This window comes from Paenibacillus nuruki (assembly GCF_963311185.1).
GTDB classification, from domain to species: Bacteria; Bacillota; Bacilli; order Paenibacillales; family Paenibacillaceae; genus Saccharibacillus; species Saccharibacillus nuruki.
The window spans coordinates 711,206-737,208 of the sequence record NZ_OY725677.1 but is presented as its reverse complement, the minus strand read 5'-3'; the positions used below and the strand labels follow the sequence as shown (position 1 = coordinate 737,208).

22 protein-coding genes, 1 riboswitch and 1 other annotated feature are annotated in these 26,003 nt (G+C 40.7%); of the genes, 1 reads left to right on the top strand and 21 read right to left on the bottom strand.

The window, feature by feature from the left end; all coding sequences use genetic code 11:
- Window positions 1-114 precede the first annotated feature (114 nt).
- From RCP16_RS03335 to RCP16_RS03295, 9 genes are all read right to left on the bottom strand, one after another.
- Window positions 115-1,521 carry an anti-sigma factor family protein gene (locus tag RCP16_RS03335; RefSeq protein WP_308641676.1) on the bottom strand — a complete coding sequence of 469 codons (1,407 nt, stop codon included), beginning with the start codon at window positions 1,519-1,521 and terminating at the stop codon, window positions 115-117.
- Entirely contained in the window at window positions 1,518-2,066 is a 549-nt protein-coding gene (locus RCP16_RS03330) for an RNA polymerase sigma factor (protein WP_069329857.1), read from the bottom strand. The genes RCP16_RS03335 and RCP16_RS03330 overlap by 4 nt, the downstream gene beginning before the upstream one ends.
- Before the next feature lie 308 nt (window positions 2,067-2,374).
- Entirely contained in the window at window positions 2,375-5,035 is a 2,661-nt protein-coding gene (locus tag RCP16_RS03325; protein ID WP_308641675.1) for a DNA internalization-related competence protein ComEC/Rec2, read from the bottom strand.
- A 198-nt stretch (window positions 5,036-5,233) separates the two neighbouring features.
- Complete coding sequence (locus tag RCP16_RS03320; RefSeq protein ID WP_281181708.1) at window positions 5,234-5,737, bottom strand: deoxycytidylate deaminase; 504 nt, start codon at window positions 5,735-5,737, stop codon at window positions 5,234-5,236.
- Between the two features lie 21 nt (window positions 5,738-5,758).
- Window positions 5,759-6,409 carry a ComEA family DNA-binding protein gene (locus RCP16_RS03315; RefSeq protein ID WP_308641674.1) on the bottom strand — a complete coding sequence of 217 codons (651 nt, stop codon included), beginning with the start codon at window positions 6,407-6,409 and terminating at the stop codon, window positions 5,759-5,761.
- Between the two features lie 102 nt (window positions 6,410-6,511).
- Window positions 6,512-8,953, bottom strand: a complete 2,442-nt coding sequence (gene leuS / locus RCP16_RS03310; RefSeq protein ID WP_273594465.1) for a leucine--tRNA ligase — start codon at window positions 8,951-8,953, stop codon at window positions 6,512-6,514.
- Between the two features lie 115 nt (window positions 8,954-9,068).
- Window positions 9,069-9,350 (bottom strand) — a binding site (T-box leader).
- A gap of 57 nt (window positions 9,351-9,407) precedes the next feature.
- Window positions 9,408-10,661: an MFS transporter gene (locus RCP16_RS03305; protein WP_308642439.1), complete on the bottom strand. Its 1,254-nt coding sequence runs from the start codon at window positions 10,659-10,661 to the stop codon at window positions 9,408-9,410.
- A gap of 70 nt (window positions 10,662-10,731) precedes the next feature.
- Window positions 10,732-12,204: an FGGY-family carbohydrate kinase gene (locus RCP16_RS03300; RefSeq protein ID WP_308641673.1), complete on the bottom strand. Its 1,473-nt coding sequence runs from the start codon at window positions 12,202-12,204 to the stop codon at window positions 10,732-10,734.
- The gene (locus tag RCP16_RS03295) at window positions 12,176-13,204 is read right to left on the bottom strand and encodes a 2-hydroxyacid dehydrogenase (RefSeq protein WP_137220794.1); all 1,029 of its coding nucleotides are present in this window, start codon (window positions 13,202-13,204) and stop codon (window positions 12,176-12,178) included. The genes RCP16_RS03300 and RCP16_RS03295 overlap by 29 nt, the downstream gene beginning before the upstream one ends.
- A 244-nt stretch (window positions 13,205-13,448) precedes the next feature.
- Window positions 13,449-13,540: riboswitch (SAM riboswitch) on the bottom strand.
- 222 nt (window positions 13,541-13,762) lie between these two features.
- Here RCP16_RS03295 and RCP16_RS03290 point away from each other — a divergent pair.
- Window positions 13,763-15,814 (top strand): molybdopterin oxidoreductase family protein, encoded by a 2,052-nt coding sequence (locus tag RCP16_RS03290; protein WP_308641672.1) that lies wholly within the window; start codon window positions 13,763-13,765, stop codon window positions 15,812-15,814.
- Window positions 15,815-15,848: 34 nt separating this feature from the next.
- On the opposite strand, the gene RCP16_RS03285 is transcribed toward RCP16_RS03290, so the two are convergent.
- From RCP16_RS03285 to RCP16_RS03230, 12 genes are all read right to left on the bottom strand, one after another.
- On the bottom strand, window positions 15,849-16,826 hold the full coding sequence (locus tag RCP16_RS03285) for a LacI family DNA-binding transcriptional regulator (protein ID WP_308641671.1): 978 nt from the start codon (window positions 16,824-16,826) through the stop codon (window positions 15,849-15,851).
- 150 nt (window positions 16,827-16,976) lie between these two features.
- Window positions 16,977-18,413 carry a glycoside hydrolase family 1 protein gene (locus tag RCP16_RS03280; protein ID WP_069329864.1) on the bottom strand — a complete coding sequence of 479 codons (1,437 nt, stop codon included), beginning with the start codon at window positions 18,411-18,413 and terminating at the stop codon, window positions 16,977-16,979.
- A 70-nt stretch (window positions 18,414-18,483) separates the two neighbouring features.
- A complete protein-coding gene (locus RCP16_RS03275; RefSeq protein ID WP_161594190.1) occupies window positions 18,484-19,581 on the bottom strand; it encodes a GGDEF domain-containing protein in 1,098 nt (365 codons plus the stop codon).
- A 106-nt stretch (window positions 19,582-19,687) separates the two neighbouring features.
- The gene (locus RCP16_RS03270) at window positions 19,688-20,482 is read right to left on the bottom strand and encodes a class I SAM-dependent DNA methyltransferase (protein WP_308641670.1); all 795 of its coding nucleotides are present in this window, start codon (window positions 20,480-20,482) and stop codon (window positions 19,688-19,690) included.
- Between the two features lie 47 nt (window positions 20,483-20,529).
- On the bottom strand, window positions 20,530-21,453 hold the full coding sequence (locus RCP16_RS03265) for a CvfB family protein (protein WP_308641669.1): 924 nt from the start codon (window positions 21,451-21,453) through the stop codon (window positions 20,530-20,532).
- Entirely contained in the window at window positions 21,450-21,797 is a 348-nt protein-coding gene (gene rsfS, locus RCP16_RS03260; protein WP_069329867.1) for a ribosome silencing factor, read from the bottom strand. The genes RCP16_RS03265 and rsfS overlap by 4 nt, the downstream gene beginning before the upstream one ends.
- Window positions 21,797-22,381 carry a bis(5'-nucleosyl)-tetraphosphatase (symmetrical) YqeK gene (gene yqeK / locus RCP16_RS03255; protein WP_308641668.1) on the bottom strand — a complete coding sequence of 195 codons (585 nt, stop codon included), beginning with the start codon at window positions 22,379-22,381 and terminating at the stop codon, window positions 21,797-21,799. The genes rsfS and yqeK overlap by 1 nt, the downstream gene beginning before the upstream one ends.
- Complete coding sequence (nadD, locus tag RCP16_RS03250) at window positions 22,362-22,955, bottom strand: nicotinate-nucleotide adenylyltransferase (RefSeq protein ID WP_069329868.1); 594 nt, start codon at window positions 22,953-22,955, stop codon at window positions 22,362-22,364. The genes yqeK and nadD overlap by 20 nt, the downstream gene beginning before the upstream one ends.
- Window positions 22,956-22,998: 43 nt before the next feature.
- The gene (gene yhbY, locus RCP16_RS03245) at window positions 22,999-23,295 is read right to left on the bottom strand and encodes a ribosome assembly RNA-binding protein YhbY (protein WP_069329869.1); all 297 of its coding nucleotides are present in this window, start codon (window positions 23,293-23,295) and stop codon (window positions 22,999-23,001) included.
- An 18-nt stretch (window positions 23,296-23,313) separates the two neighbouring features.
- Window positions 23,314-24,189, bottom strand: coding sequence for a shikimate dehydrogenase (gene aroE / locus RCP16_RS03240; RefSeq protein WP_069329870.1), 876 nt, complete (start codon window positions 24,187-24,189; stop codon window positions 23,314-23,316).
- A gap of 36 nt (window positions 24,190-24,225) precedes the next feature.
- Window positions 24,226-25,353 (bottom strand): ribosome biogenesis GTPase YqeH, encoded by a 1,128-nt coding sequence (yqeH, locus tag RCP16_RS03235; protein ID WP_069329871.1) that lies wholly within the window; start codon window positions 25,351-25,353, stop codon window positions 24,226-24,228.
- The gene (locus RCP16_RS03230) at window positions 25,350-25,877 is read right to left on the bottom strand and encodes a YqeG family HAD IIIA-type phosphatase (RefSeq protein WP_069329872.1); all 528 of its coding nucleotides are present in this window, start codon (window positions 25,875-25,877) and stop codon (window positions 25,350-25,352) included. The genes yqeH and RCP16_RS03230 overlap by 4 nt, the downstream gene beginning before the upstream one ends.
- Between the last annotated feature and the right edge of the window lie 126 nt (window positions 25,878-26,003).

The following is a 26,003-nucleotide window of genomic DNA, read 5'->3' as shown; positions in this document are numbered from 1 at the left end:
CCGTCCCCCCAAGTTCGTCCTTTTTATTTTAACGGAAAAAGGAGTATACGACAAAGAACTTTCCTAAATACTCGGAAAGTTCTTGATTTACATTTGTTATCATGTACATTGATGTTATTGAAGTCCAGCTGTAGAAAGTTTATACCATTTGGTTTTGCCTTCTTTAGCTACTTGATAATTAAATGCTTTTCCATCTTTAGTCCATTGACCATTTAACCAGGTACCATCAATTGTAGCTGTAGCCACAACTGTGCGACCATTAATATTGTTTTTGGATAGACTATCCAATCTCAACGTATTGGATGTGGTTAATACAACTGCAAATTGCGAAGTGGGAGATACCCATTCTTGCTCTTGCTGTATGGTATTGGTACTAAATGAACGAAGCTTACTATCGTCTTTAGGTTTAGCATCTGTTTCTGGTGCTATACTATACGTTTTTGGTGCAACATCACTATCGGATGTATCCGGTGTAGTACTAGAAGCATTATCTTTAGACGATGAACTATCTTTGGACGAACTATCATCTGCACTTGATTTGGGTGCTACTGTAGATGAAGATTCATCGTTATTTGCTGTACTTGGGGTAGTGCTGTCTGACGATTTGGAACTGTTCGAAGAACTACTATCTGTTGTTCCTGAATCGGTTCCTGTTGCAGATGATGATTCGCTTGTGCCACTACTATCGGTATTCGGCGCAATTTCTTGCTGTTTCATCAACTGATCTTGATTACTGCTTGGGTCACTGCTCGAACTCGGCGGACTTGCTTCTGGTCCAGTCTGGGAACTTGCTGGAGGATTGCCTCCCTTGTTGCCTGAAGAAGGAGTGCTTTCCTGGCTAGTGCCTGTACCTGTATCAGGAGTCGCTTTATCTGGCGGTGTCGCTTGTGAATCTAGTGTTCCACTGTCAGGCACCGTAGTTTCTGGTGATTGATCCGACTGTGGTTGTGTATTACTTTCAGGTGAAGTTGTTGATTCAGGCGTATTTGTTACAGGTGCTTGTAAGGTAGCATCTTGTTCAGCATTGGATTTCGCTGCGCCTTTTTCTTGCTCTGCTGCTTGTTGTTCCATACTGATACTGGTTGGTGCTTGTCCTGCATCTGAAAGTGTTTTGGGTTCGTATGTTGCAATCGACACTCCAAGAATAACACCAGCAGCGACTAGCCCACCGATCGTACGTACAGGCAGACGATCTCTCCAAGAACTTCGCTGTCTACGACGTTCAGTGAATTCATCTTTACTTTCATGTTGCGGTTCCATAATGCCGATATCAGAAGCAATCTCAGCACGACGTTCTGCATCGATATCATCTAAAGTAGGCAATATAGAATCGACTAGACTAAACCGGGGCTTAACATCTGGTAATTTCTCAAGCTGTAAAGATAAAGCGCTCATTATTCGAAATGTATCCGCATCATCAGGATTATTATCGATATGGCGGAACAGGATATCAGCATCTTCCTCGCTTAGATCACCGTCCAAATAGCGGTTCATCCATTCTTCCGCTACTTCACGTTTCATCCAGTCACTCCTCCTTTCTCATAATCTGCAAGCAGACTCTGTAATTGTTGACGGGCACGAAACAAATACGATTTCACAGTATTCAATGGCAAATCAAGACAATCTGCTATTTCGTTATAGGATAAATCTTGAATATAACGGAGTACAATCACGGTTCGGTGATGCTCTGGTAGTTGATTAATCGCTTCGCGTACATCTTCTGATGTATAAGCACGCATAACATCATGCTCTACATTATCGCGACCTTCAAAAATCATTTCATGCTCATCGATCGAGACCGTTGGTTTGTTACGTCTAAATTTATCAATACATACATTTGTCACGATTCGTTGTACCCATGTTTTAAATTGTGCTTTTTCTTCATAGGAACCGATTTTGGTATAAATACGGATCAAAGCTTCCTGAGCCGCGTCTAGAGCATCTTGTTCATTATTTAAAATGTAATATGCCGTTTTGTAGACATGATGTTCTATCTCTCTTAATAGGGTGATTAGAGCATCCCGGTCTCCCGCTTGGGCGGCCTTGATGAGTCCCTGCTCCACCACGGAGGATCCCCCTCTCCTTACAACTATTCAGACGCAAAGAGTTGCCTAATAGTTGCAGTTATTTTCAAATTAATTTTAATTAATTGATTCATTTGAATAATTAGTGGTCTACGCGCTTTATCTTGCATTACGGAAAGATGTGAACTCTGGTGTTATAAAGATTTACCCTATGTAGGATTCATCCGAATCGAATGTCAAGATGTAAACGGTTCAAGACTGTATTTAGAATAACAGAAACACTTGTATTCGTCATCCCGACAGTTGGTATGGATTAGAATACACGTCTAAAGAAAGGCTGTAATGGAGGATTAAGGTAAAGGAAACATCACTCGCTCTAACATGTCTCCATCGGGTGTCACTTGAATCTGTATTTCTCCTTGCAGATCTGTACGAGCAACTTCCGAGTCTACTTGCTCTATCCGTTGCAATACTTCTTCTGTAGGATGACCGTATGTATTTGTAGCTCCTACAGAGATTACAGACAAATGAGGTTGCCAGTAGTGTAACCATTCACTAGAAGACGATGTTTTGCTACCATGATGACCGATTTTGAGCACATCAATAGGAAATTCGGTTCGTGATGCTACAAACGCTGAGTTAGATTCAAACGTAGACGACTGCTGAAGATGATATAATATGCCTTGTTCTTCTGCTTGATCAGCGTCTCCTGTAAATACAAAGTTACGCTTATTCATGGTCAGCAAAAATACAACCGAATAATGATTTTGATTTTCTTCACGTGGTAATCCTTTGAGCTGATTATTCTTTCCTTGATGTAATGATTCAGGAGCTAAAAAGGTCAATGTAGTCTGATCGTCGATCTGTAATTCGCTACCCGGTGTAGGTGTAATTAAAGGAATCTGTTGATCTAATAGCGTCTTCATCAATGGATTCAAGCTATCTCCATCTGGCAATGTGCCATTAAAAATAAAATGATTAACCGGAATCTGCTTCACTACAGCAGGTAAGCCTCCTGCATGGTCATGATCGCCATGTGTTAAAAGAACCGCATCTAATTGATGTATCCCTCGCTTTTTGAGCAATGGAACCAGTAGCTTGTTACCAATCTCATACGGATTTTTGCGTTTTCTCCATTCTTGTCCCGGACGTTCAAATGTCATTGTGCCGCCACCATCCACTAAGATCTGCTTTCCTTGTGGAGTCGTAATCAAAATACTATCGCCTTGCCCTACATCTAAATATTGAACGATTCCGTTACCTGAAGTGGTAGGCTGAATATAACCATAGATGATCAAAATAGTGACTAAACATCCACTGATCCAACAAGCGATATATCTTCGCTTGATCCATGGAGATTGATAAGATATGGCATACCATTTAGAATGTATAGTCTTTAAAGGCTGTGTGATTGCAGATTGTAGATCCGTTGAATGATCTGAAGAATCAGCATGTGCTGACTGTTCTCGAAATTTCCACTGTATAATACTTTGATTACAGCGCAATCCTATATAAAGCAGTACGTAATATAATAAGATCCATAACATAGAAGGCGAATACCAGATCGTTAACATGCCGGGTATAACATCGATCCAATCTACCAGATGAAATGTCCATGTGTTGATCCATGAGACTCCATTTCCAAGACTATTCGCTATAGGCAACCATACATAACTAAGAGCAAGTACGATAGATCCGATCGGCAATACAATCAAGCTTACAATCGGAACCAAGATGAAGTTAGCCACCGAGGATAATATAGAAAACTGATTAAAATAATAAATGGTTAAAGGAAACGAGATCAGCTGTGCTACCCATGTTACAGCTATCGCTCCTGCCCATTTGGACGGTATCTTTTGAAGTAAAGGTTGAACTAAAGGCACAAAAATAATTAATCCCGCTGTTACGATAAAAGATAATTGAAAGCTCACATTCAGCAAATAATAAGGTTCATAGATTAACATTCCTATACAAGCAGCACATAGTATATGCAGTCCATCTTTGAGGATGCCACGGCTAAGTGCATATAGACCAATCATGCCCATAATACCTGCACGGACAGCAGATGGAGAAGCTCCTGTTAATAAGACATAGATAGGAAGAAGCACAATCACAATCAAACAAGCCCGTTCTCTGGTCACTCTCATCTGGCGTAACAGCCATAATAAAATAGCTGTATAAATGGCTACGTGCAATCCAGATATCGCCAGAATATGCGTTAATCCTTGTCTGGAAAAAGAAGCAAATGTCTCAGGATCCAGATCACCCGAGTCTCCGATCAACAATCCTTTCATATATCCACGATCATGATCATCAAATAATGCATCAATGCGTGCTCCAAGATCCGCTCGAACCTGATCGTTATAACGTAGTAGTTCCCATTTCCACTGTGTTATTTTGGATAATGGCAGTGTAGTCTTTTCCAGTGAATGGGCACCTTTTGCGCTAATGATCCAATGGACGTATTGTGTACGTAGATAATCTCTGTAGTTAAACGTATTAAAATTACGAGCTTCTCCGGGTACTTTCCATACACCTTGAATCTGTATCTGATCTCCTCGTTGCCACAAAGCCGCTGTTTGCAATTCGGATTCTTTTGCTAATTTGAGCTGAATTCTTACTTTTTCTGGTGTAGCCAGTGATTGATCTTTTTGAAAATGATATGTATTCATCAAAAAAGTAACTAGATCACCATCTATTTTGATAGGACTAATAATGATACCACTACTTTGAACGGGTTGATCGATCATCTGTGATGCTTGAACTTGAAGGGTAGAAGGGATTCTGCTGATATTATTCACTTCATTCCAGTGCCAGTAAAGTAGCGCAATCAACATAACAGAACCTAGAATAATGATCGAACGTCGATTTTCCGGTAATAACAGATAACTTGAGCATAAAATCAGACTTAACCCTGCAAGTACCCACCCTATATATTCACTGGTTAGACAAGCGATCATACTGCCTCCAACCCATACTGCACATAATGCGACAAGTGGACGTGTTTGCAATCCTGTTCTCTCCGTTCTTGATTTATTGTGTTCAAAAGAACTATTTTTCAAGACCATCTCGCCCTCTACGCACAAAAAAAGAACCATTACCTGTATAAGTTCACACGCATCTTCAACAGATGTGGTGTACTTACAAGATAATGGTTCTTCCATATATCGTTCCCTAATTTGCGATGAGGGCAGATGAATCTTATGAAATTAGCTGATCACTGTGGTGTCAGGTGGTGGATTATAATGATCCAACTGACGGAAAATAATGCCTTTTTGCTTCATCATAGCTGTCACTTTACGTGTATCTTTGGGATAAGGACGATAATAGACGATCTCGATAATCCCACTATTGGCTAACATATTGGCACATGTCCAGCACGGTTCGTCTGTAACATACACTACTGAACCTTCACGGTCAGCACGATCGGTAAAAAGGAGTAAATTCTGTTCGGCATGAATGGTGCGAATACAACGTTGCTTTTTGACCATTGTTTCTACACCATCCACATTGACCACTTCTACTTCTTCTGAGATCATACAACCATCTTCAGAACAATCGGGTACACCCATCGGTGCTCCATTATATGCGGTACCAAGTAACTTTTTCCCTTGTACTAAGACTGAACCGACATGACGACGCGGGCATCGTGAACGTGTCGAGACCATATGAGCAATATCCATAAAATACGTATCCCAATCTTTACGTACCAATCTTACTCCCCCTTATATCCCCTAAAGCTGTACATAAGGCAACATCTTCGCTAACATTTTGCTACCGATTCCTTTGACATTATCCAATTCATTGACACTGCCAAAAGCTCCATGTGTATTCCGATAATCGATAATCGCTTGTGCTTTCTTTTCCCCGATGCCAGGTAATTCAGTCAGTTCCGACAAACTGGCACGGTTAATGCTAATCCGACCATCTTGCACACTAGCAGATGACTCAACCGTCTTTGATACAGGTTCAGTCTGCGGTGAGCTTGAACCTGTAGACTCTGCTGAGTTCATTGAAGTTGTGGTGGATCGTTTCTCACGGGTAGAAGCAGGTTCAGTTGTGATACCCTCAGCAGCTACCTCAACCGCACTCTCTTTGAGAGAAGCTGTTGCAGAAGTCGGTTCATCTCTGGAACGATCTCCTAAGTTGGTTGGTGTAGCTATTGATTCTTGTGAAGTAGAATCTTTCGTTTTGGGAGCAACTGCCTGATCTTCTGTCAGTGAAGCTTGTGCTTGTTCATTTAAAGCTGTCCATTTCGTTTCTTGATCACTGGATTGTAAAGTGCCGAACCCAATCAATCCTACACCAAGTACAGCGGACACTACCGCTGTCCATATGATATCCCGTCTCATAATTACACCTCTGCCGTCGGGACTCCAGTACATTACCGGAATCCCGGTAATAGACTCCCATCGCATAGGAGATTAAACGATTTTACTGTTAAATCAATTCATCCTATCGTAGTTAATCTATTCACTGGTTCGTGATTAGTTAGCTACAATATTTACTAATTTCCCAGGTACAGCAATGACTTTACGAACGGTTTTACCTTCGATGGCTTGTTGCACCGTTTCTAAAGACAATGCCGATTCTTCCATGGCTTTGGCATCCAAGTCTTTTGCAATTTTGTTACGTTGTACAATTTTGCCGTTCACTTGAATCACAATTTCCACTTCAGATTCCGTTGTCCATTGCTCATCAAATGTAGGCCATTCCACATACGTAATACTGCCTTCATGACCCAAACGAGTCCACAATTCTTCAGCGATATGCGGAGCAAGTGGAGATAACAATTGTACAAACTTCTCCATTAAATCGCGTGGCAATACTTCGGTTTTGTAAGCATCATTTACAAAGATCATCAACTGACTAATCGCTGTATTGAAACGAAGTCCGTCTAAGTCTTCGGTTACTTTTTTGATCGTTTTGTGAGCGGTACGTTTGAAAGCTTCATCACCTTCACTGTCAGTGATCTTCGGATTCAATTGTCCTTCATCATTGATAAATAGACGCCATACACGAGATAAGAAGCGGTACATGCCTTCTACACCATTTTCATTCCAAGGCTTCGTTGCTTCCAGTGGTCCCATAAACATTTCATATAGACGTAATGTATCTGCGCCATATTCATTGACGATATCATCTGGATTAATCACGTTACCACGAGATTTACTCATTTTCTCGTTATTATTACCTAAAATCATGCCCTGATTCACAAGTTTTTGGAAAGGCTCTTTCGTATCGACTACACCGATATCGTATAGTACTTTATGCCAGAAACGAGCGTACAACAAGTGAAGAACAGCGTGCTCTACACCGCCGATATATAGATCAACAGGTAACCATTCTTTTTGCTTCTCTGGTGAACACAAAGCATCATCATTGTGTGGATCGATATAACGCAAGTAATACCAGCAACTACCTGCCCACTGTGGCATTGTATTTGTTTCACGGCGTGCTTTCATTCCTGTTTCAGAATCAATCGTCTCTACCCAGTCCGTGATATTAGCGAGTGGTGATTCGCCTGTACCTGAAGGTTTGATTTGATCAATATCAGGAAGCAATAAAGGCAATTCAGATTCAGGAACAGTCTTCATCGTCCCATCTTCTAAATGCAAAATAGGAATAGGCTCTCCCCAGTAGCGTTGACGGCTGAACAACCAATCACGTAGACGATAAGTGACTTTACCTTGTCCTTTGCCACTTTCTTCAAGCCATGCAATCATTTTAGCAATCGCATCGGTTGTATTTAATCCATTTAAGAAATCAGAATTTACATGTTCGCCTTCGCCTGTGTACACTTCTTCTTGTACACTACCACCAGCTACCACTTCTTTAATTTCCAAATTGAATTTCTTCGCAAATTCCCAGTCACGAGCATCATGGGCAGGAACAGCCATAATAGCGCCTGTACCGTAACCTGCAAGAACATAATCAGCGATCCAGATTGGTAATTTTTCTCCACCTGCTGGATTAATCGCATAAGCACCTGTAAATACGCCTGTTTTATCTTTTGCCAAATCAGTACGCTCCAGATCACTCTTATGCGTTGCTTGGTCTTGGTAAGCTTTAACAGCCGCTTTTTGTTCAGGTGTTGTAATCAGGTCTACTAATTCGTGTTCAGGAGCTAATACGCAGTATGTTGCACCGAATAATGTATCTGCACGAGTTGTAAATACCGTTAGATTCTTATCTGTACCTTCGATATCAAAATGAACTTCTGCACCGACAGATTTGCCGATCCAGTTACGCTGCATATCTTTGATACTTTCTGTCCAATCCAATTCTTCCAAATCATCTAACAGACGCTCTGCGTATTCAGTGATGCGTAACACCCATTGACGCATCGGTTTGCGGACAACCGGATGTCCTCCACGTTCACTTTTGCCATCAATAACTTCTTCATTCGCAAGTACTGTTCCTAATGCTTCACACCAGTTCACAGCTACTTCGTCTACATAAGCAAGCCCTTTATTATACAGTTGGATAAAGATCCATTGTGTCCATTTGTAATACTGTGGATCGGTTGTACTGATCTCACGATCCCAATCATAAGAGAAACCTAGTGATTTAATTTGACGACGGAAATTATCAATATTTTTGAATGTAATATCACGAGGATGTTCACCTGTATCCATCGCGTATTGTTCTGCCGGTAGACCAAAAGCATCCCAGCCCATTGGGTGAAGAACATTAAAACCGCGCATCCGTTTGTAACGAGACACGATATCTGTTGCTGTGTACCCTTCAGGATGCCCTACATGTAGTCCTGCTCCAGATGGGTAAGGGAACATATCCAAAGCATAAAATTTTGGCTTACCTGGTTCTTCTTGTGTTTTAAATGTTTTGTGCTGATCCCAATATCCTTGCCACTTTGGTTCGATCTGCTGTGGATGATAACCGGGTTGAGCTGTTTTTGAATCTGTCATCAATGTGTCCTCCTTCGGTCTTAAAGACCGTTTGTGTCTGTGGTGTAGATTAATTTCGTTCTGTTTTACTGCGCATATGCGACAAAAAAACCTCTCATCCATAGCGCATAATATCGCTAGGGACGAGAGGTTGTGTCTCGCGGTACCACCCTAGTTAGTGAACAAGCATACTTTGCTATTCACTCACTTAGTTGCCTGATAACGGTAGGAAGCCGATGTCGTTCAGAACTATCATAACAACGCTGACTATGTATCGCTAACGATCACAGCGTGCCACATATTCTTGCAACATATCTCCAAGGTGAGTTCATACCAGTATCATATCGACTTGCACCACCCGTCGACTCTCTATCATTACATGCTTACTGATATTACTATTCCTTTTCACTGAGCATTGTATTATAAAATATAACAATAGTTCTATTTTAAAAAATTCACCTGTGAAAGTCAATGATTACGCAATATTCTCTTGCACTTTGCGTTTGCCTGCTAATTTGGCGGCATCTTCTTCAGGTGTTGTAATAAATTTGGTAATAATTGCGCTGATAAAATAAAGGATAGCAAATATCCATACGACCCCTTCTGCACCGATCGTACCAATAAAAGCAAAAGCAATTGCAGGCGCAATAAATGCAGATAACCCCGCACCTAGATTCACGATCGACATGGCAGGCCCTTTATTTCCACCTGCAACCGATGGAGCAAGTGCAGCGATTGGAACATAACCGGCTAATAATCCACCCCAGATAAATCCAACAATCGTTGTAATCCACAAATTACCGTTCGTCCATTCAGGAACATAGAATAGTAATAATGTGAAAATTCCACATCCCACTCCACCAAACCACATCACCGTCTGTCTCCAACCAAACTTGTCACCGATAATCCCGAATAGTAGATTGAATACGATATTACCTAAAAAAATCGTTCCCCAAATATTGAGCCATGTACCGGTTTGTATACCGTACTGTGCCATATGTAATGGTAAAAATACAGGGAATCCGTAGGAACCTACACTATTGATAACCCGTACGATCCCACTCAATCCGACTTTGGGATGCGTTTTGACAATGGTTAAGCCTTTGCTGAGTTCACGTAATGTTTCACGGGCATTGCCTGCTTTTTTCGGTAAGCGATCACGATTGATTAACAAAGCAAAAATAGCTCCGATTCCTGCAAGTACTACAGCACTCCATAATGTCTGCATATACCCTAGATGTTTGATTGCATAACTGGAATAATAAGCTCCCAATACAAACATACCTCCGGAATAAGCAACCCAGAACCAACCAATCGCAGTACTTAATTTATTTTCAGGACTACGATAAGTGACCCATGTTAAAAAGGAATACGCAAATAATGGATATCCGAATCCTTTGACAGCATACGTTAACAACATTATTGGATAGTTCAAATCAGTGATGCCAAAAGCGATAAAAGCAGACGTACCGATTACATAAGCGATAAATCCAATCAACATCGACTTCTTCGCTCCAAATGCTTCTAAAAATACGCCTGAGAACCATGAAGCTATTGCAAGAGTGACTCCGTATACAGTAAATAGTAGACTGGCTTGTTGTACACTAAGTCCTCGTTCAACCAAATAAGGACTTAACCAACCTGCTTCTAACCCATCTCCCATCATAAAAATCAATACTCCGAGATAGCCCCAGACTAGTGTTTTGGGGATACCGACTCGATCCAATATATTCATACTCCACACTCCTTTTCTTTTTTGACTATGGATATTGATGTGTACCATCAAAAGTAATTATTTTTTATCCAGAAGGGGTTGGTGCTGATTCTGCTAATTGTAATTGTGCAAAAAAGAGCTGTGCCGCATGCCATTGTTGATAATCTTTTTGCAATTGATCTGAAGATTGAGGATAAAAAGATTCTATCTGTTCTTCTTGCGTTGAATCTATACTCAAAGCTTCATTACAGATATAAGCGGCACCGACAATAGATGCATGTTCGAACCCAGCACGAATCCGAATTTCTTTGCCCAACAGATCCGCAATACTTTGGATCAGAGTACGGCTTTGTAATCCTCCGCCACATGCCCAGATATACGAACGATCTAGTGCTACCACTTGTGCCAGTTGATCGAAGTTCACTTTGATTGAAAATGCAATCTCATGTAAGGCGGATCTGACAAAATGAGCACGACTTAATTGATCTGATAATGGAGCATCAAATACAAATCCACCACGTACACGTGCATTTTTGGCAGAAGATAGATAAGAACCTAAGGCTGCAATACATTGACTTTCGCCAAGCGCATCCATCTCTTGCTCCATCACGTCATATCCTTCATTAGGATAGAAAATAGATTGCAATTTCTGATAATTCAAGCCTGTAATGCCTGGATTGGTTTCGATCAAAAATTGATGAGGTGTCGTATACGCATTAATCCATGCTTGCGCTGAATCATCAGTAGTAAATGTACTTGTAATCTTAGCGATAGGTGTCGTAGTGCCTGATACGATAACAATATCTTCAGCCTCTGCTTCTGTACTATGAATAGCCAGTTGTGTATCTCCACCACCTACGATCACAGGTGTATGTATAGGTAGATTTAACTCTGCTGCTATAGCGGGTATGACTGTCCCAAGTACACTGCCTGAAGACACCAACTCTGGCAATACAGTAGGTGAGATTCCAAGTACACTACACATCTCGTCTGACCAGTTTCCTTGCTCTACATCGTATAAAAGAGTCTCACATGCTTGAGAAGGTTCATAACTTAACGATCCACTGAGCGTATATGTCACCCAATCACTAATACTTGTCAAACGATGTAACCGTTGATACTGCTCCGAACGGCGTTCACGTAACCCGACTAATTTCATCGCTGAAAATAAAGCAGATGGTGTTCTTCCTGTTCTATGATAAATAGACGATAGATCTGTATACTGTTCTTCCCACTCTCGTCCACGGTTATCAATATTCGGTAATCCTAAATACGATTCTCCTGCTTCGTCGATCAATACAATTCCTTGACGTTGACTGGTCGAAGTAATCGCTGTGATATGAATATCAGGTACTCTAGATAATGCCACCTTCGTCAACCCGGCAATCTGTTCCCACAATACTTCAGGTACAAAGTGACGTGCATCTGGATACTGTTCATCATTGTGATAGACAATATCAGCACGTTCGATCGATAATACGTTCCCATGGATATCAACAACGGCTACACGGGCATTACCTGTACCAATATCAAAGACTAGATAAGCTTGTTGTGTCATTGTTCATATCCTCCAAGATTGCTTTATTGTAGAGCACTTTCACATCGGTCTGCTGATGTTCGAACCAATCAATTAACGCGGTATTCATAATCTCTACATGATGATCTTCTACTTCATAAGTAGCACCTGCTAGATGCGGAATGGCTAATACATTCGGCAATGAAATCAATTCATAATCTTTGGGAAGTGGTGGTTCTTGATCAAATACATCAATAATCGCTCCACGAATCTGATTCTGTTGTAACCGTTCAACCAGTGCATCATGATCTACCACAATCGAACGAGCCGTATTTACAAAAATAGCGTCGCTTTTCATCGATTGTAATAATGTTTTATCGATCAATCCTTTGGTATCTTCAGTGACCGGTAAATGAATTGATATGATATCGCTGGTTGAAAACAACTCCTCTAACGATACTTTCTGATCACGTGGATCCGGGCTTGTCACATAAGGATCGTAATAACGAATATCACAAGGAAAGCTACGTAGAATACCTGCGGTACGCTGAGCTACAGCTCCAAAACCGACCATACCTACGGTTTTCCCTGCTAGTTCATTACCTTTGAATTTGAGATAAGCGGTTAAACTGCCGCTTTGCCATTGTTTGTCTTCCAACCATTGGCTGGATGGAATAATACGACGTAGAAAAGTAATCAGACTGCCTACAACCATTTCTGCTACAGCCTGTGCATTACGGGCAGGCGTATAAAAGACTGGAATACAGTGTTTGGTGGCAACAGGAACATCTACATTGGAAGGTGTTCCCCGGCAGACACCGATAAATTGTAGATTGGGCACCGATTGAATAACTTTTTCAGTCACCAGATCAAGTTCTGCAATCAGTCCATCTGCTTGTGTTTCTTGTAATAAAGAAATTAATTCGTCTTCTTGATAGGCTTGTCCATGATCTTTCCAACAACGATAGATGACTTCTCCAAAAGTATCCGCGAGTTGCTGACGACCTTGTTCGTTATAAGGGGCAGTAATTAATATTTTCATTATTGAATCTCCTTTGGTACACTTAGGTGCAGTGTTATTTAAGTGAAGCTTTAAAGTAAGAAAGTATGAACTTATAGCATGTTCTCCTTTTGATCCAAATGGAAGGATCATATGAGATATAGATATGATGAGTAAAAGGATAAAATATAAAAAACCTCTTTCCCAAATCAAGGAAAGAGGTTATCTAAATATTCACTATACTGTTGTATATTTACAAACAGCTAATGCAATAATTCATCCTGCTTTCCTATCTCCCAAGCGATTCAAGCTTGCTGGAATTGGCACGTTTTTGCCGAGGTTTCGTAGGGCCAGTCCCTCCACCTCTCTGGATAGAAAATCTAATGTATGCAGTTGTCGAAAAAACTTGCAAATCAGGATCAGACACGATAAGGTATAAAACATCTAATTTTGTCGAATTCGAAATAATTTTCTTAATTCTAATTAAACCTAGTAAAAAAGTCAACATTAAATCTAAAATTTGATTTATGATAAACACAACATGTACACATCGTATGTATAATTTAAATTGTTTGATGTATTTTGAAAGGAGCTTGGTATATGTCTACTTATATTGATCAACAAGATGGGGTATTTCCTTCTGTCTGCTCACTCGATTGTCCCGATCAATGCGGACTGCTTGTTCATAAAGAAAAGGGTAAAATCGTCAAAATTGCAGGCGACCCTAATCATCCTGTTACTAAAGGCAATATCTGCAATAAAGTTCGCAATATGGCTGAACGTATCTATGATACGAAGCGTCTGACGACTCCGCTTAAACGTGTTGGTGCTAAAGGAGAAGGATCATTTGAGCCTATTTCGTGGGAGGAAGCTATCTCTATCATTACATCGAATTGGAAACAAATGATTGCTACATCCGGTCCTGAAAGTATTCTTCCTTACAGTTTCTACGGAAATATGGGCAATCTGTCAGCAGAAGGTATGGATCGTCGCTTTTTCCATCATATGGGTGCCAGTCTACTAGAACGTACGATTTGTACAGCTGCCGGTTCAGCAGGATATAAATATACAATGGGTGGCAGTATCGGTACCGATCCTGAAGATACTGTAGATACACAGCTTTTTATTTTCTGGGGAATCAATGCAGTAAGTACTAATATGCATCAAGTCACTTTAGCTCAACAAGCTCGCAAAAAAGGCGCTAAAGTGATTGTTATCGATGTTCACAAAAATCAAACCGGTCGATCAGCGGATTGGTTTATCCCTATTTTGCCGGGGACGGATAGTGCACTTGCTCTAGGCATGATGCATATTTTATTTGCCGAACATAAAGTAGACCAAGCTTTTATGGAGCAATATACTGTAGGGCATGAACAACTTCGTGAGCATGTGAAACAATACGATCCAGCCACAGTATCTGCGATTACAGGCGTACCTGTCGATGATCTGTATCGTTTAACACGTATGTATGGAGATGCCAGCCCTTCTCTAATTCGCATCGGAAATGGATTACAACATCATGATAATGGTGGTATGAATGTACGTACCATTACGTGTCTGCCTGCGATTACAGGGCAATGGTTAGTACGTGGCGGTGGTGCAATCAAATCCAATACATTCCAGCTTAGCTTTAACGAAGAAGCATTACAGCGTCCAGACTTGCTCATCAATCGCAATACACGCTCTTTCAATATGAACCAATTGGGTCGTGTATTATTAGAAGAATCTGAACCTGTACAGTCTCTGTATGTGTATAATTCGAATCCTGCTGTTGTCACTCCTGAATCTAGTAAAGTGCGTCAAGGATTAGCGCGTGAAGATTTATTTACAGTGGTTCATGATCTCTTTTTAACCGAAACCGCTAAGTATGCAGATATCGTTTTACCAGCTACATCTGCTTTTGAAAATACAGATTTCTATGCGTCTTACTGGCATCATTATATGCAGATTCAACAACCTGTTATTGCTCGCTATGGTGAAAGTAAATCGAATACTGAAGTCTTTCGCTTACTTGCTACAGCTATGGGGTATGAAGAACAAGCATTACAAGACAGCGATGAACAGTTAATTCGTCAAGCGCTCGATCACCCTGCGAATCCTGCACTTAAGCCGATTACGTATGATTCGTTAGTCCAGCATCAATATGTCAAAGCAGATCGACAATATATTTTCCCGGATCGCTTACCTACACCTAGCGGTAAGATCGAATTGTATTCTAAAGATATGGAACGTGATGGATTACCTCCATTGCCAACCTATACACCACTTCAAGAACAAGGTACCCATCCTTATATTTTTGTGCCGGGTCCTAATCATAACTTTTTGAATTCAACATTCTCTAATAATGCCAAGCATATCGGTCTTGAAAAAACACCGAAGCTATTTATGAATACTACTGATGCACAGAATGCAGGTATCGAAGATGGAGACTGGGTCACCGTCTGGAACGAGCGTGGTTCTTGTGAATTGCTTGCTACGGTAGGTGAACATGTATTACCGGGCGTTGTCGTCAGTCAAGGACTGTGGGCAGATACAGATAACAATCAAGCGACACATCTAGTGAATGCTCTAACACCTGATCGCTTAGCCGATATGGGTGGCGGTGCGACATTCTTTTCCGGTCGAGTCGATGTGATGAAGAAGTCCAGTTAATATTCAAATATTTATCCATCAACGACCATAGATATTAGACACTACTGCGTTCGATTAATGTATAGGGAATAAGCCGTTTGGCTGAAGTTAATGTAGGATCAAGGCTACGTTCATAAAATAAAGAAAAAGCTTGTCTGCCGATTTCTTGCAAATTCTGATCAATCGTCGTGAGTTGCAAGCCTGCGGAGATCGGCTGATTATCATAACCGATAATCGCTAATTGATCTGGAATACCTAGACCATATTGCCGAGCGCCTAACATCACACCTGCGGCAGCTTCATCCCCTGTAACGATTAATGCAGAAGGTGGTTTATCCATTTCAGCAATCTGTTTCGCAATTTGTTCGCCATCACTCATATGAATACAATCTGGAAAAATCCACTCTGAATACACTTCAAGCCCTGCGGCATGGAGTGTATTTTGATATGCACGGAATCGCGCTTGACTGCTGGCACTTGTTTTGCGACCGACACAATAACCGATTCGGGTATAACCACGATCTAATAAATACTGAATTCCACTACAAAAAGCATCATAATGATCAGTATAGACTGCTGATAGATTAGACTCTTCTGTATACTCACAGACGACTATAGGCCCTGATTCACTGTAGGACTGAAATTCTGCCCACGGCAATACACGTGAACATGAAATAACGCCATCCACTTGTCTTGTACTGAGCATATGTAGATATTCCCGTTCTTGATCTGGATTATATGAAGTCTGACATAACAATACATGATATCCATATTGATAAGCTTCTTCCATCACTCCTGCAATAATGGCATGATAATACGGATGATGACTAAAAGGCAAAATCAAGCCCACTGTACGTGTTTTGCCACGAATGAGGCTGATCGCTTGTGAATTAGGCGTATAGCTATTTTGTTCGATCACTTGCTGAACACGCAATCGCTTATCTTCACTGACATAAGGATGATGGTTGAGCACTCTGGAGACTGTAGTGACGGATACGCCTGCTTGTTTGGCAATTTGTTTGATATTGACCATGAGGTAACTCCTTTCTGTTTATACCCTTTCAATAAACTTTGTGTATTATTTCTATCATAACTTATAAATGATAAAAACGATAAAAACCGTTTATTCTTCTTAGTCATCTAACGAAGAATAAACGGTTTATTTAGATATAAAGGAATCTTATTACAATTGTTCGCCGTTGCTTTCAATCACTTGTTGATACCAATAATAGCTTTTTTTCGGAATACGACGCATATCTTTTTCACTGTCTTCATCACGGTTAATATAGACAAATCCATACCGTTTCTGATAGCCATTCAACCAGCTTAACAAATCTGTAAATGACCAGCTACAATAACCAATCAGATCAACACCATCAGCTATAGCTTCACGGCATTGTTCGAGATGTGAACGTAAATAATCAATACGATAATCATCTTGAATACTTCCATCGGCTTCTAACTTATCGAATTCACCTAATCCATTTTCAGTAATAAAGACAGGCAATCCATAACGACTTGTAATACGGCGTAATCCTATACGAAGCCCGATCGGATCAATCGCCCAATCCCAGTTCGACGTTTCTAAATGTCCATTAGGTGTTGTTTTGTATAGCCCTGGTCGCCCTGTATCTTCATTGCTTCCTTTTTGACCGGTCGTATTCATTTTACCTTCAGCGACACCATCAATCGGATTGAACTCATAAGTGATCGTCTGATAATAATTAACACCAACAAAGTCAGGAATACCTTTGGTCAGTAGTTCAATATCACCTTCTTCAAACGTTGGTGCTAGATCATGTTCTTGCAGATAACGAAGTGCTACCTGTGGATAATGACCGAGACAATACGTATCCAGCCACCAATTATTTTGAAACTCTTCCGCATTCTCATACGCTAACATATCACGAGGTTGGCTACTCGCTGGATACGAAGGAGAATACGCAAAGCTAGGTCCTATTTTACCGTTTGGTACATATTGACGGAATGATTCGATCGCTTTGGCATTCGCAAGAAAAGCAATATGGTTCGCTTCGTAAAATCGTTTGCGATCATGTACACCGGGTGGATGCATCGCTGTAATAAAAGCATGATTCGAGTTATAATTTTGCTCATTTAAAGATACCCAATACTTCACACGATCTCCATAACGCTTATACAATGTGATGCAATACTGGTTGAAATCTTCAATCATTTCTCTGGATTCCCATGCTCCATACTCATCGGCAAGCGCTTGAGGTGCATCCCAGTGATATAGCGTTAATACAGGTTCGATCTGATTCGCAATCAATTCATCAATCAATTGATCATAGAACACTAAACCTGCTTCATTGACTTCCCCTTTACCTTGCGGATAAATACGAGGCCAACTAATCGAAAAGCGATATGCTTTAAGCCCTTGCTTTGCCATCAAAGCAATATCTTCTTTATAACGATGATAATGATCTACCGCTACATCTCCGTTAGTTCCTTTAAACGTTTTCCCTGGAATTTTGGTAAAAGAATCCCACATCGAAGGCCCTTTACCATCTTCATCCCAAGCTCCTTCTACCTGATAGGCTGCTGAAGCAGAACCCCATAGAAAATCTGTCGGAAACGCTTTTTTCTGTTCATGATGCATATATACTCCTCCTTCAAGCTGATCATGCTTTTATGATAAAGTATGAAATGCATTTCAGATCAAGCACTGTTTATTTCAGTGGTTCAGCTAACTTCACCTGATTACGTCCCGAAGACTTCGCCACATACAATGCTCGATCTGCTTGTTCAAACATATTTTCAGGCTGATCTTGCGGATAACAACTAATTCCTATTGAGATGGTGACCTGAATAATCTGTCCATCTTCTAATTCAAATGGATGAACTTCGACCTTTTTACGAATAGACTCTGCTATCTTTAGCGTCTTTTCTATAGTGCAATCATTCAAAATAGCAGCGAATTCTTCTCCGCCTTTACGAGCACAATAATCATTCGATCGCATAGTCATCTTTAATAACTGAGCCACTTGGATCAAAATAACATCACCATTCAGATGCCCGTACGTATCATTGACTTGTTTAAAATGATCAAGATCAAACATAAGCAAACTAAAAGGCTGTGCTTGATACGCTATATTCATTGTTTTTTGCTCAAACATTTTCTCAAACGCCCTTGGATTATGAAGCCCTGTTAAGAAATCGAGATTGACCGCTTCACGCATCAGTAGTAATGCATCATCCGTACGTTTCATATAACGAAGCAAATAGTAGACGAATAAGACCGCAGGAATATAAAAAAGGGAAAAGATAATAATCGTAAAAAAGGCTTTCTCACCCAATACAGAAAAAACAGATAAACCATATACAAGTAAAATACCAAACATCATACGAACCCATTGCGATAAGACTAACTCTTTGCCTTTTTTGATAAAAAATCCAGTCACAATAAAGGTAAAAATCGCATTAAAAAAGCCAATAAATGAACTAAAATTGATCGGATCAATCAAAAAGAGTCGATATACGCCAATAATAACAGCAGTCACCAAGCTACTTAATGCCCCGCCAAAATAAAAGGAAAGGATAATAGCCACTTGGCGAAGATCCAGCACGATCATATCTGATAAACGAAATGAAAAGTATTTGGTAAGCATAATACCAATCACACCAGCAAATACACCAGATACTAATTTGACATACAATGAATGGATATCGATTCGTTTACTAAGCCATTTTAATATTAAATTACCAAAGAAAAGAGTAGTGGTTAGAAACGTAAGATTGTTCAGCAGGGATTGAATAATAGTTATCATCTCAAAATCCTCATCTATGAATTTGAAAAGCATTACGTGTAGATCAATCAAATAGATAGATCAAAAAAGCTCCCTATACTGGGAGCTTCTTATAAAGCATATCATATTATTTAATCGCTACAAAGAACAATCTAGACGCATCATTACCAGCTTCAACCCATTCAAAGTCAGCGTAACAATGTACATCTCGAAAACCTGCTTTGATTAATTCTGTTTTCAGCCATTCTGGATCATATGAACGCTGAACATGCGTTTCTTCAAATCGTTCATATAAAGCATTACGCTCTTCACCTGCACGGGCAAAAATCGTCAAATGATGCTCGATCTCAGTACGAACTTGATCATATTCACATGTCCATAAATATGAAACAGAACGCTCATCTAACATAAAAGGTTGCTCTTCATCGTAACGGCGTAGGGTCTGCGGATGATGAACATCAAACACAAACGTACCACCTGATTTGAGACCTTTATACGTAGATTGGAATGTATCTACGATATATTCAGGTTCTGTTAAATAATTAAGACAATCGCAAAATGAAATTACACTATCCACAGGCTCTGGCAGTATCCAATGCGTCATATTTTGACACACCCAATTGACACTCCCGTTTTGGAAAAGACGGTGTCCTTGCGGAGTCGATTCTAGCTTGTCTTTAGCAACAGATAACATATCCGAAGATAAATCGATTCCTGTCACTTGAAAGCCTGCATTGACCAGTGGAATAGTAATGCTCCCTGTTCCACAGCCAAGCTCAGCGACGGTACGAGGCATACCATATTTATCCCAGACTTCACGTACAAAGCGTAACCAATCTGGATAGGGCATGTCTGCCATTAATTCATCATATACATAAGCAAACTTCCGGTACGACAATACGCTAACCGTCCTTCCGTACATCTGCAATATTGATTACAGAATGATCAATTCATACTACAAGTTATCTATTAAGACTGTTGTTCTTCGTCAGGCGCAGAAGCTTCAGCAGCATCCGTTGGCTTGACTAACATCGTCCAGTTTTCTTTCTGCTCGACAATGCCTTCACGCATCAATTTACCAAGTGCACGTTTGAACGCAGATTTACTAATGCCAAAACGTTGCTTGATAATATCAGGTGTCGTTGTATCCGAGTAAGGCATCGCTCCGTCAGGACGCTCGTTTAAGAATGCAAGTAAACGCTCTGCATCTAGATCGCGACCGACTTCTTTACGCTGAATCATGGATAGATTGACACGTCCATCTTCACGAACTTGAGTCACACGTACATTGACTTTTTCACCTAGACGAAGCATACGACTGCGTTCGCTTTGGTGAATCATACCCAGTGCACCGAATCCAAGTACGCCACCTTCTACAATCACAAATGTCCCCATTTGTAACGGACGATAGACTTGTGCATCTAACCAGAGGTTAACCCAAGATTCAGGAGCGTGAAAAGTATGCTCCATAAATTCAAGTTCACCTGCTAATTTGGCACGAAGACGACCTTGACGATCATGCTCCATCATCACATAGACTTCATCGCCTATTTGCGGACGAAGTTCTTTGAGTTCAGGCATTTCGCTTAGAGGTAATAACAACTGGCGACCCAGTCCCATTTCAAGAAATGCACCCAGACGAGGATGAAGATCAGCAACTGTTAATTTCGCCATTCCACCTAACGTTAAAAATGGCTTTTTCATCGTTGCGGCTAGACGATCTTCGGTATCATGGAAAATAAACACTTCCAGATGATCGCCTATCTTGATTTTTTTAGTGATTTCACTGTAATGAAGCAACACATCGTTTTCTCCATCAGACAGAAAAAAACCATACGGCGACACTTCACGCACTAATTCAAGCGTTAATACTGTACCTGATTCAAAACTCATACGTTCTCCATCACTTTAGCATCTGACCACAGACGCTCGATGTTATAGTATTCACGCTCATCACGATGGAAAATATGCACGACAACATCGCCCAAATCCATCAATACCCAACGAGCTGCATTTACACCTTCCATACCACGAATCTCAGCTTTAGCATCATGCATCACTTTACGAATTTCGCTAGCAATCGCTTGTACTTGTGTATCCGAGTTACCGTGACAAATCACAAAATAATCAGCAATCATAGAGACACCACGTAGATCTAGTGCTACTAGATTGCTTGCTTTTTTACTTTCAGCTGCTTCTACAGCAAGTTGCAATAATTGTTCAGGATTCAATTTCATTAAAGTTCCCCCTCGAGTTGTAGCTGTTTGACTAAATCGTTGCGAGATAATACGGTCAAAGGAAAAATGATCTGGCGTTTGGCAACCAATAACTGAATCGTTGAGTCAAATCCAGCGACTAACCCCGCTTCAAGACTGTGCTCAGCTAGACTACGAATATGATCAACTCCTGGAAAATCACGTCCAGGCTCTATATAATCAGCCAAACAAATCACTTTTTCCAAAACAGTCATACCGACACGTCCAGAAGTATGATAACGAATCGCATTCAATATCTCTTCATCGTCTACACCATATTCTACTTGTGCCGTATATGCTCCCACTTCAGCATGCCATAACGGCTTATCATACAATAATAATTCATCATTCAAAGCATGTTCACGTAACACTTGCTCCTGGCGATCACTGGTCCAATATTTAGCGACATCATGCAAGATTGCAGCGATCTCGGCTTTGACAGGATCAGCACCATAACGTTTGGCAAGTACAATCGCTGATTGCATCACACCTTCGGTATGCTTCCAGCGCTTTTGTGGCATTTGAGCGGATACTGATTCCATCAACTCATCTCGTGTCAGGTTCATAGATTCCGCTCCTTTTTATATATTCATTCACTTGATCATGTACCATATAACGAACAGATTGCCCTGTTGCTAGACGTTCACGGATATCGGTCGACGAAATGTCTACTTGTGGCATCTTAACCAGAACAACTTTTTCCTGCAAATAATGAGGTAAATCTTCTTTGCGAATCACAGAACCTGGACGACCGACACCGATAAAAGTAAGCACCTGTGCTAGCTCTTCAATTCCATGCCATTGTGTTAACGAATTTACCATATCTGCACCGATAATAAAAAAGAAATCATGTTCTGTATAGCGTGCTTTTAATTCACGGATCGTATCAATTGTATAAGATACACCTCCGCGTACAAGCTCTATATCCAATGTACGAAAAGCAGGATTCGTTCCTACTGCAAGCTCCACCATCTGAAGACGTTCATCTCCTCCGGCTCCTGCTTCGTGCTTATGCGGTGGAATATGTGACGGCATAAACCAGACTTCATCTAAATGACAACCTTGAAGTGCTGCTTCTGCTGCTAACATATGACCGATATGCACAGGATCGAATGTTCCACCCATAATACCGACTTTCATGAATACACCACCGAATACGATTTTATAATAGAAATAAGATCAATTAAGCTTTTGGTAATTCAATTTGTTTGTGGTCTTTGGATTCTTTGTACAAAATAATCGTACGTCCAATCACTTGTACCAACTCGGATTTTGTACTTTTTGCTAATTCTTCAGCCAAATCTTTTGGCTCTTCTAGACAGTTGTTTAATACTGAGATTTTCATCAATTCGCGCGTTTCAATCGCATCCAGTACATGACGAACGATCCCGTCATTCATACCGCCTTTACCGATTTGAAAAATCGCATCTAAATGATGTGCTTGTGAACGCAAAAAGCGTTTTTGTTTTCCTGTTAACATATATTTCTCCTTCAATACCTATTCTTTTTGATGATTCATCGCTTCAAGTAAAGCACTACGCATGACAGATACCGGCGCAGGTTGCCCTGTCCAATATTCATAGGCATATGCTCCTTGATATACAAACATACCGAGTCCGCCAACTACCGTACAACCACGACTTTTAGCTTCGCGTAGAAAACGTGTTTCTAACGGATTGTAGATCAAATCACTGACAATAATTCCTTCTGGAATGCGTGACTGCTCTAGTGGAGTCTCGTCACTATTCGGTGACATGCCGATCGAAGTGGTATTAATAAGTATATCGGTCTGTGCAAGAACTTTATCGAGTGTATCATAACTGCCACTTTGTACTTGTAAAGTGTCATGACTGAACTCTGTTGCTAGCTGTTCAGCCTTGTCTACTGTACGATTAATAACCGTTACACTTGCAGGTTGTTCTCGCAACAAAGCATAGACCACTCCACGTGCAGCACCACCTGCACCTAGAATCGTAATGTGCTTACCGGATAACTCACTATTCAATTCTTCTTTTAATGAACGGACATAACCGATACCATCGGTATTATATCCTTTTAATTTACCATCTTGAATAACCACTGTATTCACAGCACCACAACATACCGCAGATTCATCAAGCTCATCCATCAACTTCAGCATTTCTACTTTATGAGGAATCGTTACATTGAATCCGCTGAAGCCTAGCGCTTTGGTGCCTGCTACAGCTTCTGCAAGTTGTTCTGGTTTCACATGTAAAGGAACATACATCCCCGGAATTCCTGATGCTTCTAACGCAATATTATGCATAGCTGGTGACTTCGAGTGTCCGATTGGATCTCCCATAACCCCTAATAAAAGCGTATGATGTGATAAATCATTTTTCCGGTCTGTCATGATGTACATCCTCCTGTGAATAAGATGGGTCTTCGATTAGATCAATGATGGACGCATCATTACTTTGACACCTTTAGGCAAATGAATAGCAGCTAATGCGCCTGTGTCACCGTTAACTTTGATCCAACCCAAGCCTGAAATAAATAGATCATATTGTGAACCGCGTGGAACACGGAATTCATGACGTGTCCATTCTGGCAAATCAGCTAAATGTTCTTTGGTTGGTGGTGCAAGCATAACTCCTGCATGATCTGCAAATAAGTCATCTGCACGTTCCAACTTGGTACGATGGATTTTGAGACCATTATTAATGAAGCAAGTAAATGATTGACGACCACCTTCAAGGTAATCAAATCGTGCCATCGCTCCGAAAAATAGCGTCTGACCTTCATTTAATTGGTATACCATCGGTTTGAGTGGTTTGTCCGGCATAATCGCAGCCAAATCTTGCTTGGTCACCAATTCTGTATAACGAGATTCGTATACAATTCCTGGTGTATCAATAATAAAATGTCCATCATCTAATGGAATATTGACGGTATCCAGTGTTGTTCCCGGATAGCGCGAAGTGGTTAATTCTTCTTCCAGATCACTATAATCTGAGATCAGACGATTGATCAATGTAGATTTACCTACATTCGTTGCACCGACCACGTACACATCACGGTTACCACGCATCTCGCCAACCACTTCCAAAATACGTTCAAACCCTGTATTTTGTTTGGCACTACAAAGAATGATTTCCTCGGTTTTGAGTCCGATTTCTTTCGCTTCTTTTTGTACCCAATTACGCAATTTGTTCCAGTTGGTTACTTTAGGCAACAAATCGATTTTGTTTACAGCTAGAATCACAGGATTATTTCCTACAAAACGTTGCAATCCTGAGATCACGCTACCCTGAAAATCGAACAAGTCGACAATATGGATAACCAGTGCATCCTTTGTGCCCACTTCACTGAGCAATCGCAAGAATTCGCTCTGATCTACCGTTACTGTCGACGATTCATTATAATTGCGGATACGGAAACAGCGCTGGCAGACTAGAGGTGTTCTTTCTAGTGCTTGTGCTGGCAAATATCCTGGTAATTCAGGCGCGTCCATCTGTAGAGCAATACCGCATCCACTACATTTCGCACCCGCGGTAAGACCGCTTTGTTCTGTCATTTATTCTTTTCCTCCTCGGACCATAGTCCTTTTCTACGCAGTCGTTTTCTTGCAAACCGTTCGACCTGACGGTTAACTTTGGTTCTCCAACCTTCATCAGCAGCAGCGATAGGTAAGACTAGAATTGTAAATAAACCCAGTCTGTTCCCACCATATACATCTGTTAACAATTGGTCACCGATAACAATAGTCTGTTCTTCGCTCCATTTCATCAGCGTCATTGCTTTGCGAAATGGTGCATTGGACGGCTTGCGTGCCGCATGCACAAATTTGATATCCAGTGGTGTAGCAAATAAGGATACCCTGCTCATATTGTTATTCGAGACAATAATCAGCTCGAAGCCGTATTTTTTTACTTTAGCAAACCATTCGATCAATTCCGGTGTCGCATTTGGCGCTTTAGCACCAACGAGTGTGTTGTCTAAATCTGTAATGATTCCACGATAACCTTTGGCATACATTGCTTCTAGATCAATATCAAATACAGTATTCACGCGCAACTTGGGTACGAGCATCTCAAACAAGCTTTATTCACCTCGGTTTCATACGACAAACTATATCATAAGTGTAACCTATCTGACAAAAAGAAACGCCGCATAAGCGGCGTTTTTTGTAGGATTTATAAATAGTTTGTCCAACGTTTTGAACAA

Bases quoted from the DNA above. Each gene is read 5' to 3' on its own strand.
- RCP16_RS03335 (WP_308641676.1), bottom strand. From the start codon at position 1,521: ATGAAACGTGAAGTAGCGGAAGAATGGATGAACCGCTATTTGGACGGT.
- RCP16_RS03315 (WP_308641674.1), bottom strand. From the start codon at position 6,409: ATGTACTGGAGTCCCGACGGCAGAGGTGTAATTATGAGACGGGATATC.
- leuS (WP_273594465.1), bottom strand. From the start codon at position 8,953: ATGACAGATTCAAAAACAGCTCAACCCGGTTATCATCCACAGCAGATC.
- RCP16_RS03300 (WP_308641673.1), bottom strand. From the start codon at position 12,204: ATGACACAACAAGCTTATCTAGTCTTTGATATTGGTACAGGTAATGCC.
- RCP16_RS03295 (WP_137220794.1), bottom strand. From the start codon at position 13,204: ATGAAAATATTAATTACTGCCCCTTATAACGAACAAGGTCGTCAGCAA.
- RCP16_RS03290 (WP_308641672.1), top strand. From the start codon at position 13,763: ATGTCTACTTATATTGATCAACAAGATGGGGTATTTCCTTCTGTCTGC.
- RCP16_RS03285 (WP_308641671.1), bottom strand. From the start codon at position 16,826: ATGGTCAATATCAAACAAATTGCCAAACAAGCAGGCGTATCCGTCACT.
- RCP16_RS03280 (WP_069329864.1), bottom strand. From the start codon at position 18,413: ATGCATCATGAACAGAAAAAAGCGTTTCCGACAGATTTTCTATGGGGT.
- RCP16_RS03275 (WP_161594190.1), bottom strand. From the start codon at position 19,581: ATGATAACTATTATTCAATCCCTGCTGAACAATCTTACGTTTCTAACC.
- RCP16_RS03270 (WP_308641670.1), bottom strand. From the start codon at position 20,482: ATGTACGGAAGGACGGTTAGCGTATTGTCGTACCGGAAGTTTGCTTAT.
- RCP16_RS03265 (WP_308641669.1), bottom strand. From the start codon at position 21,453: ATGAGTTTTGAATCAGGTACAGTATTAACGCTTGAATTAGTGCGTGAA.
- rsfS (WP_069329867.1), bottom strand. From the start codon at position 21,797: ATGAAATTGAATCCTGAACAATTATTGCAACTTGCTGTAGAAGCAGCT.
- yqeK (WP_308641668.1), bottom strand. From the start codon at position 22,381: ATGAACCTGACACGAGATGAGTTGATGGAATCAGTATCCGCTCAAATG.
- nadD (WP_069329868.1), bottom strand. From the start codon at position 22,955: ATGAAAGTCGGTATTATGGGTGGAACATTCGATCCTGTGCATATCGGT.
- yhbY (WP_069329869.1), bottom strand. From the start codon at position 23,295: ATGTTAACAGGAAAACAAAAACGCTTTTTGCGTTCACAAGCACATCAT.
- aroE (WP_069329870.1), bottom strand. From the start codon at position 24,189: ATGACAGACCGGAAAAATGATTTATCACATCATACGCTTTTATTAGGG.
- yqeH (WP_069329871.1), bottom strand. From the start codon at position 25,353: ATGACAGAACAAAGCGGTCTTACCGCGGGTGCGAAATGTAGTGGATGC.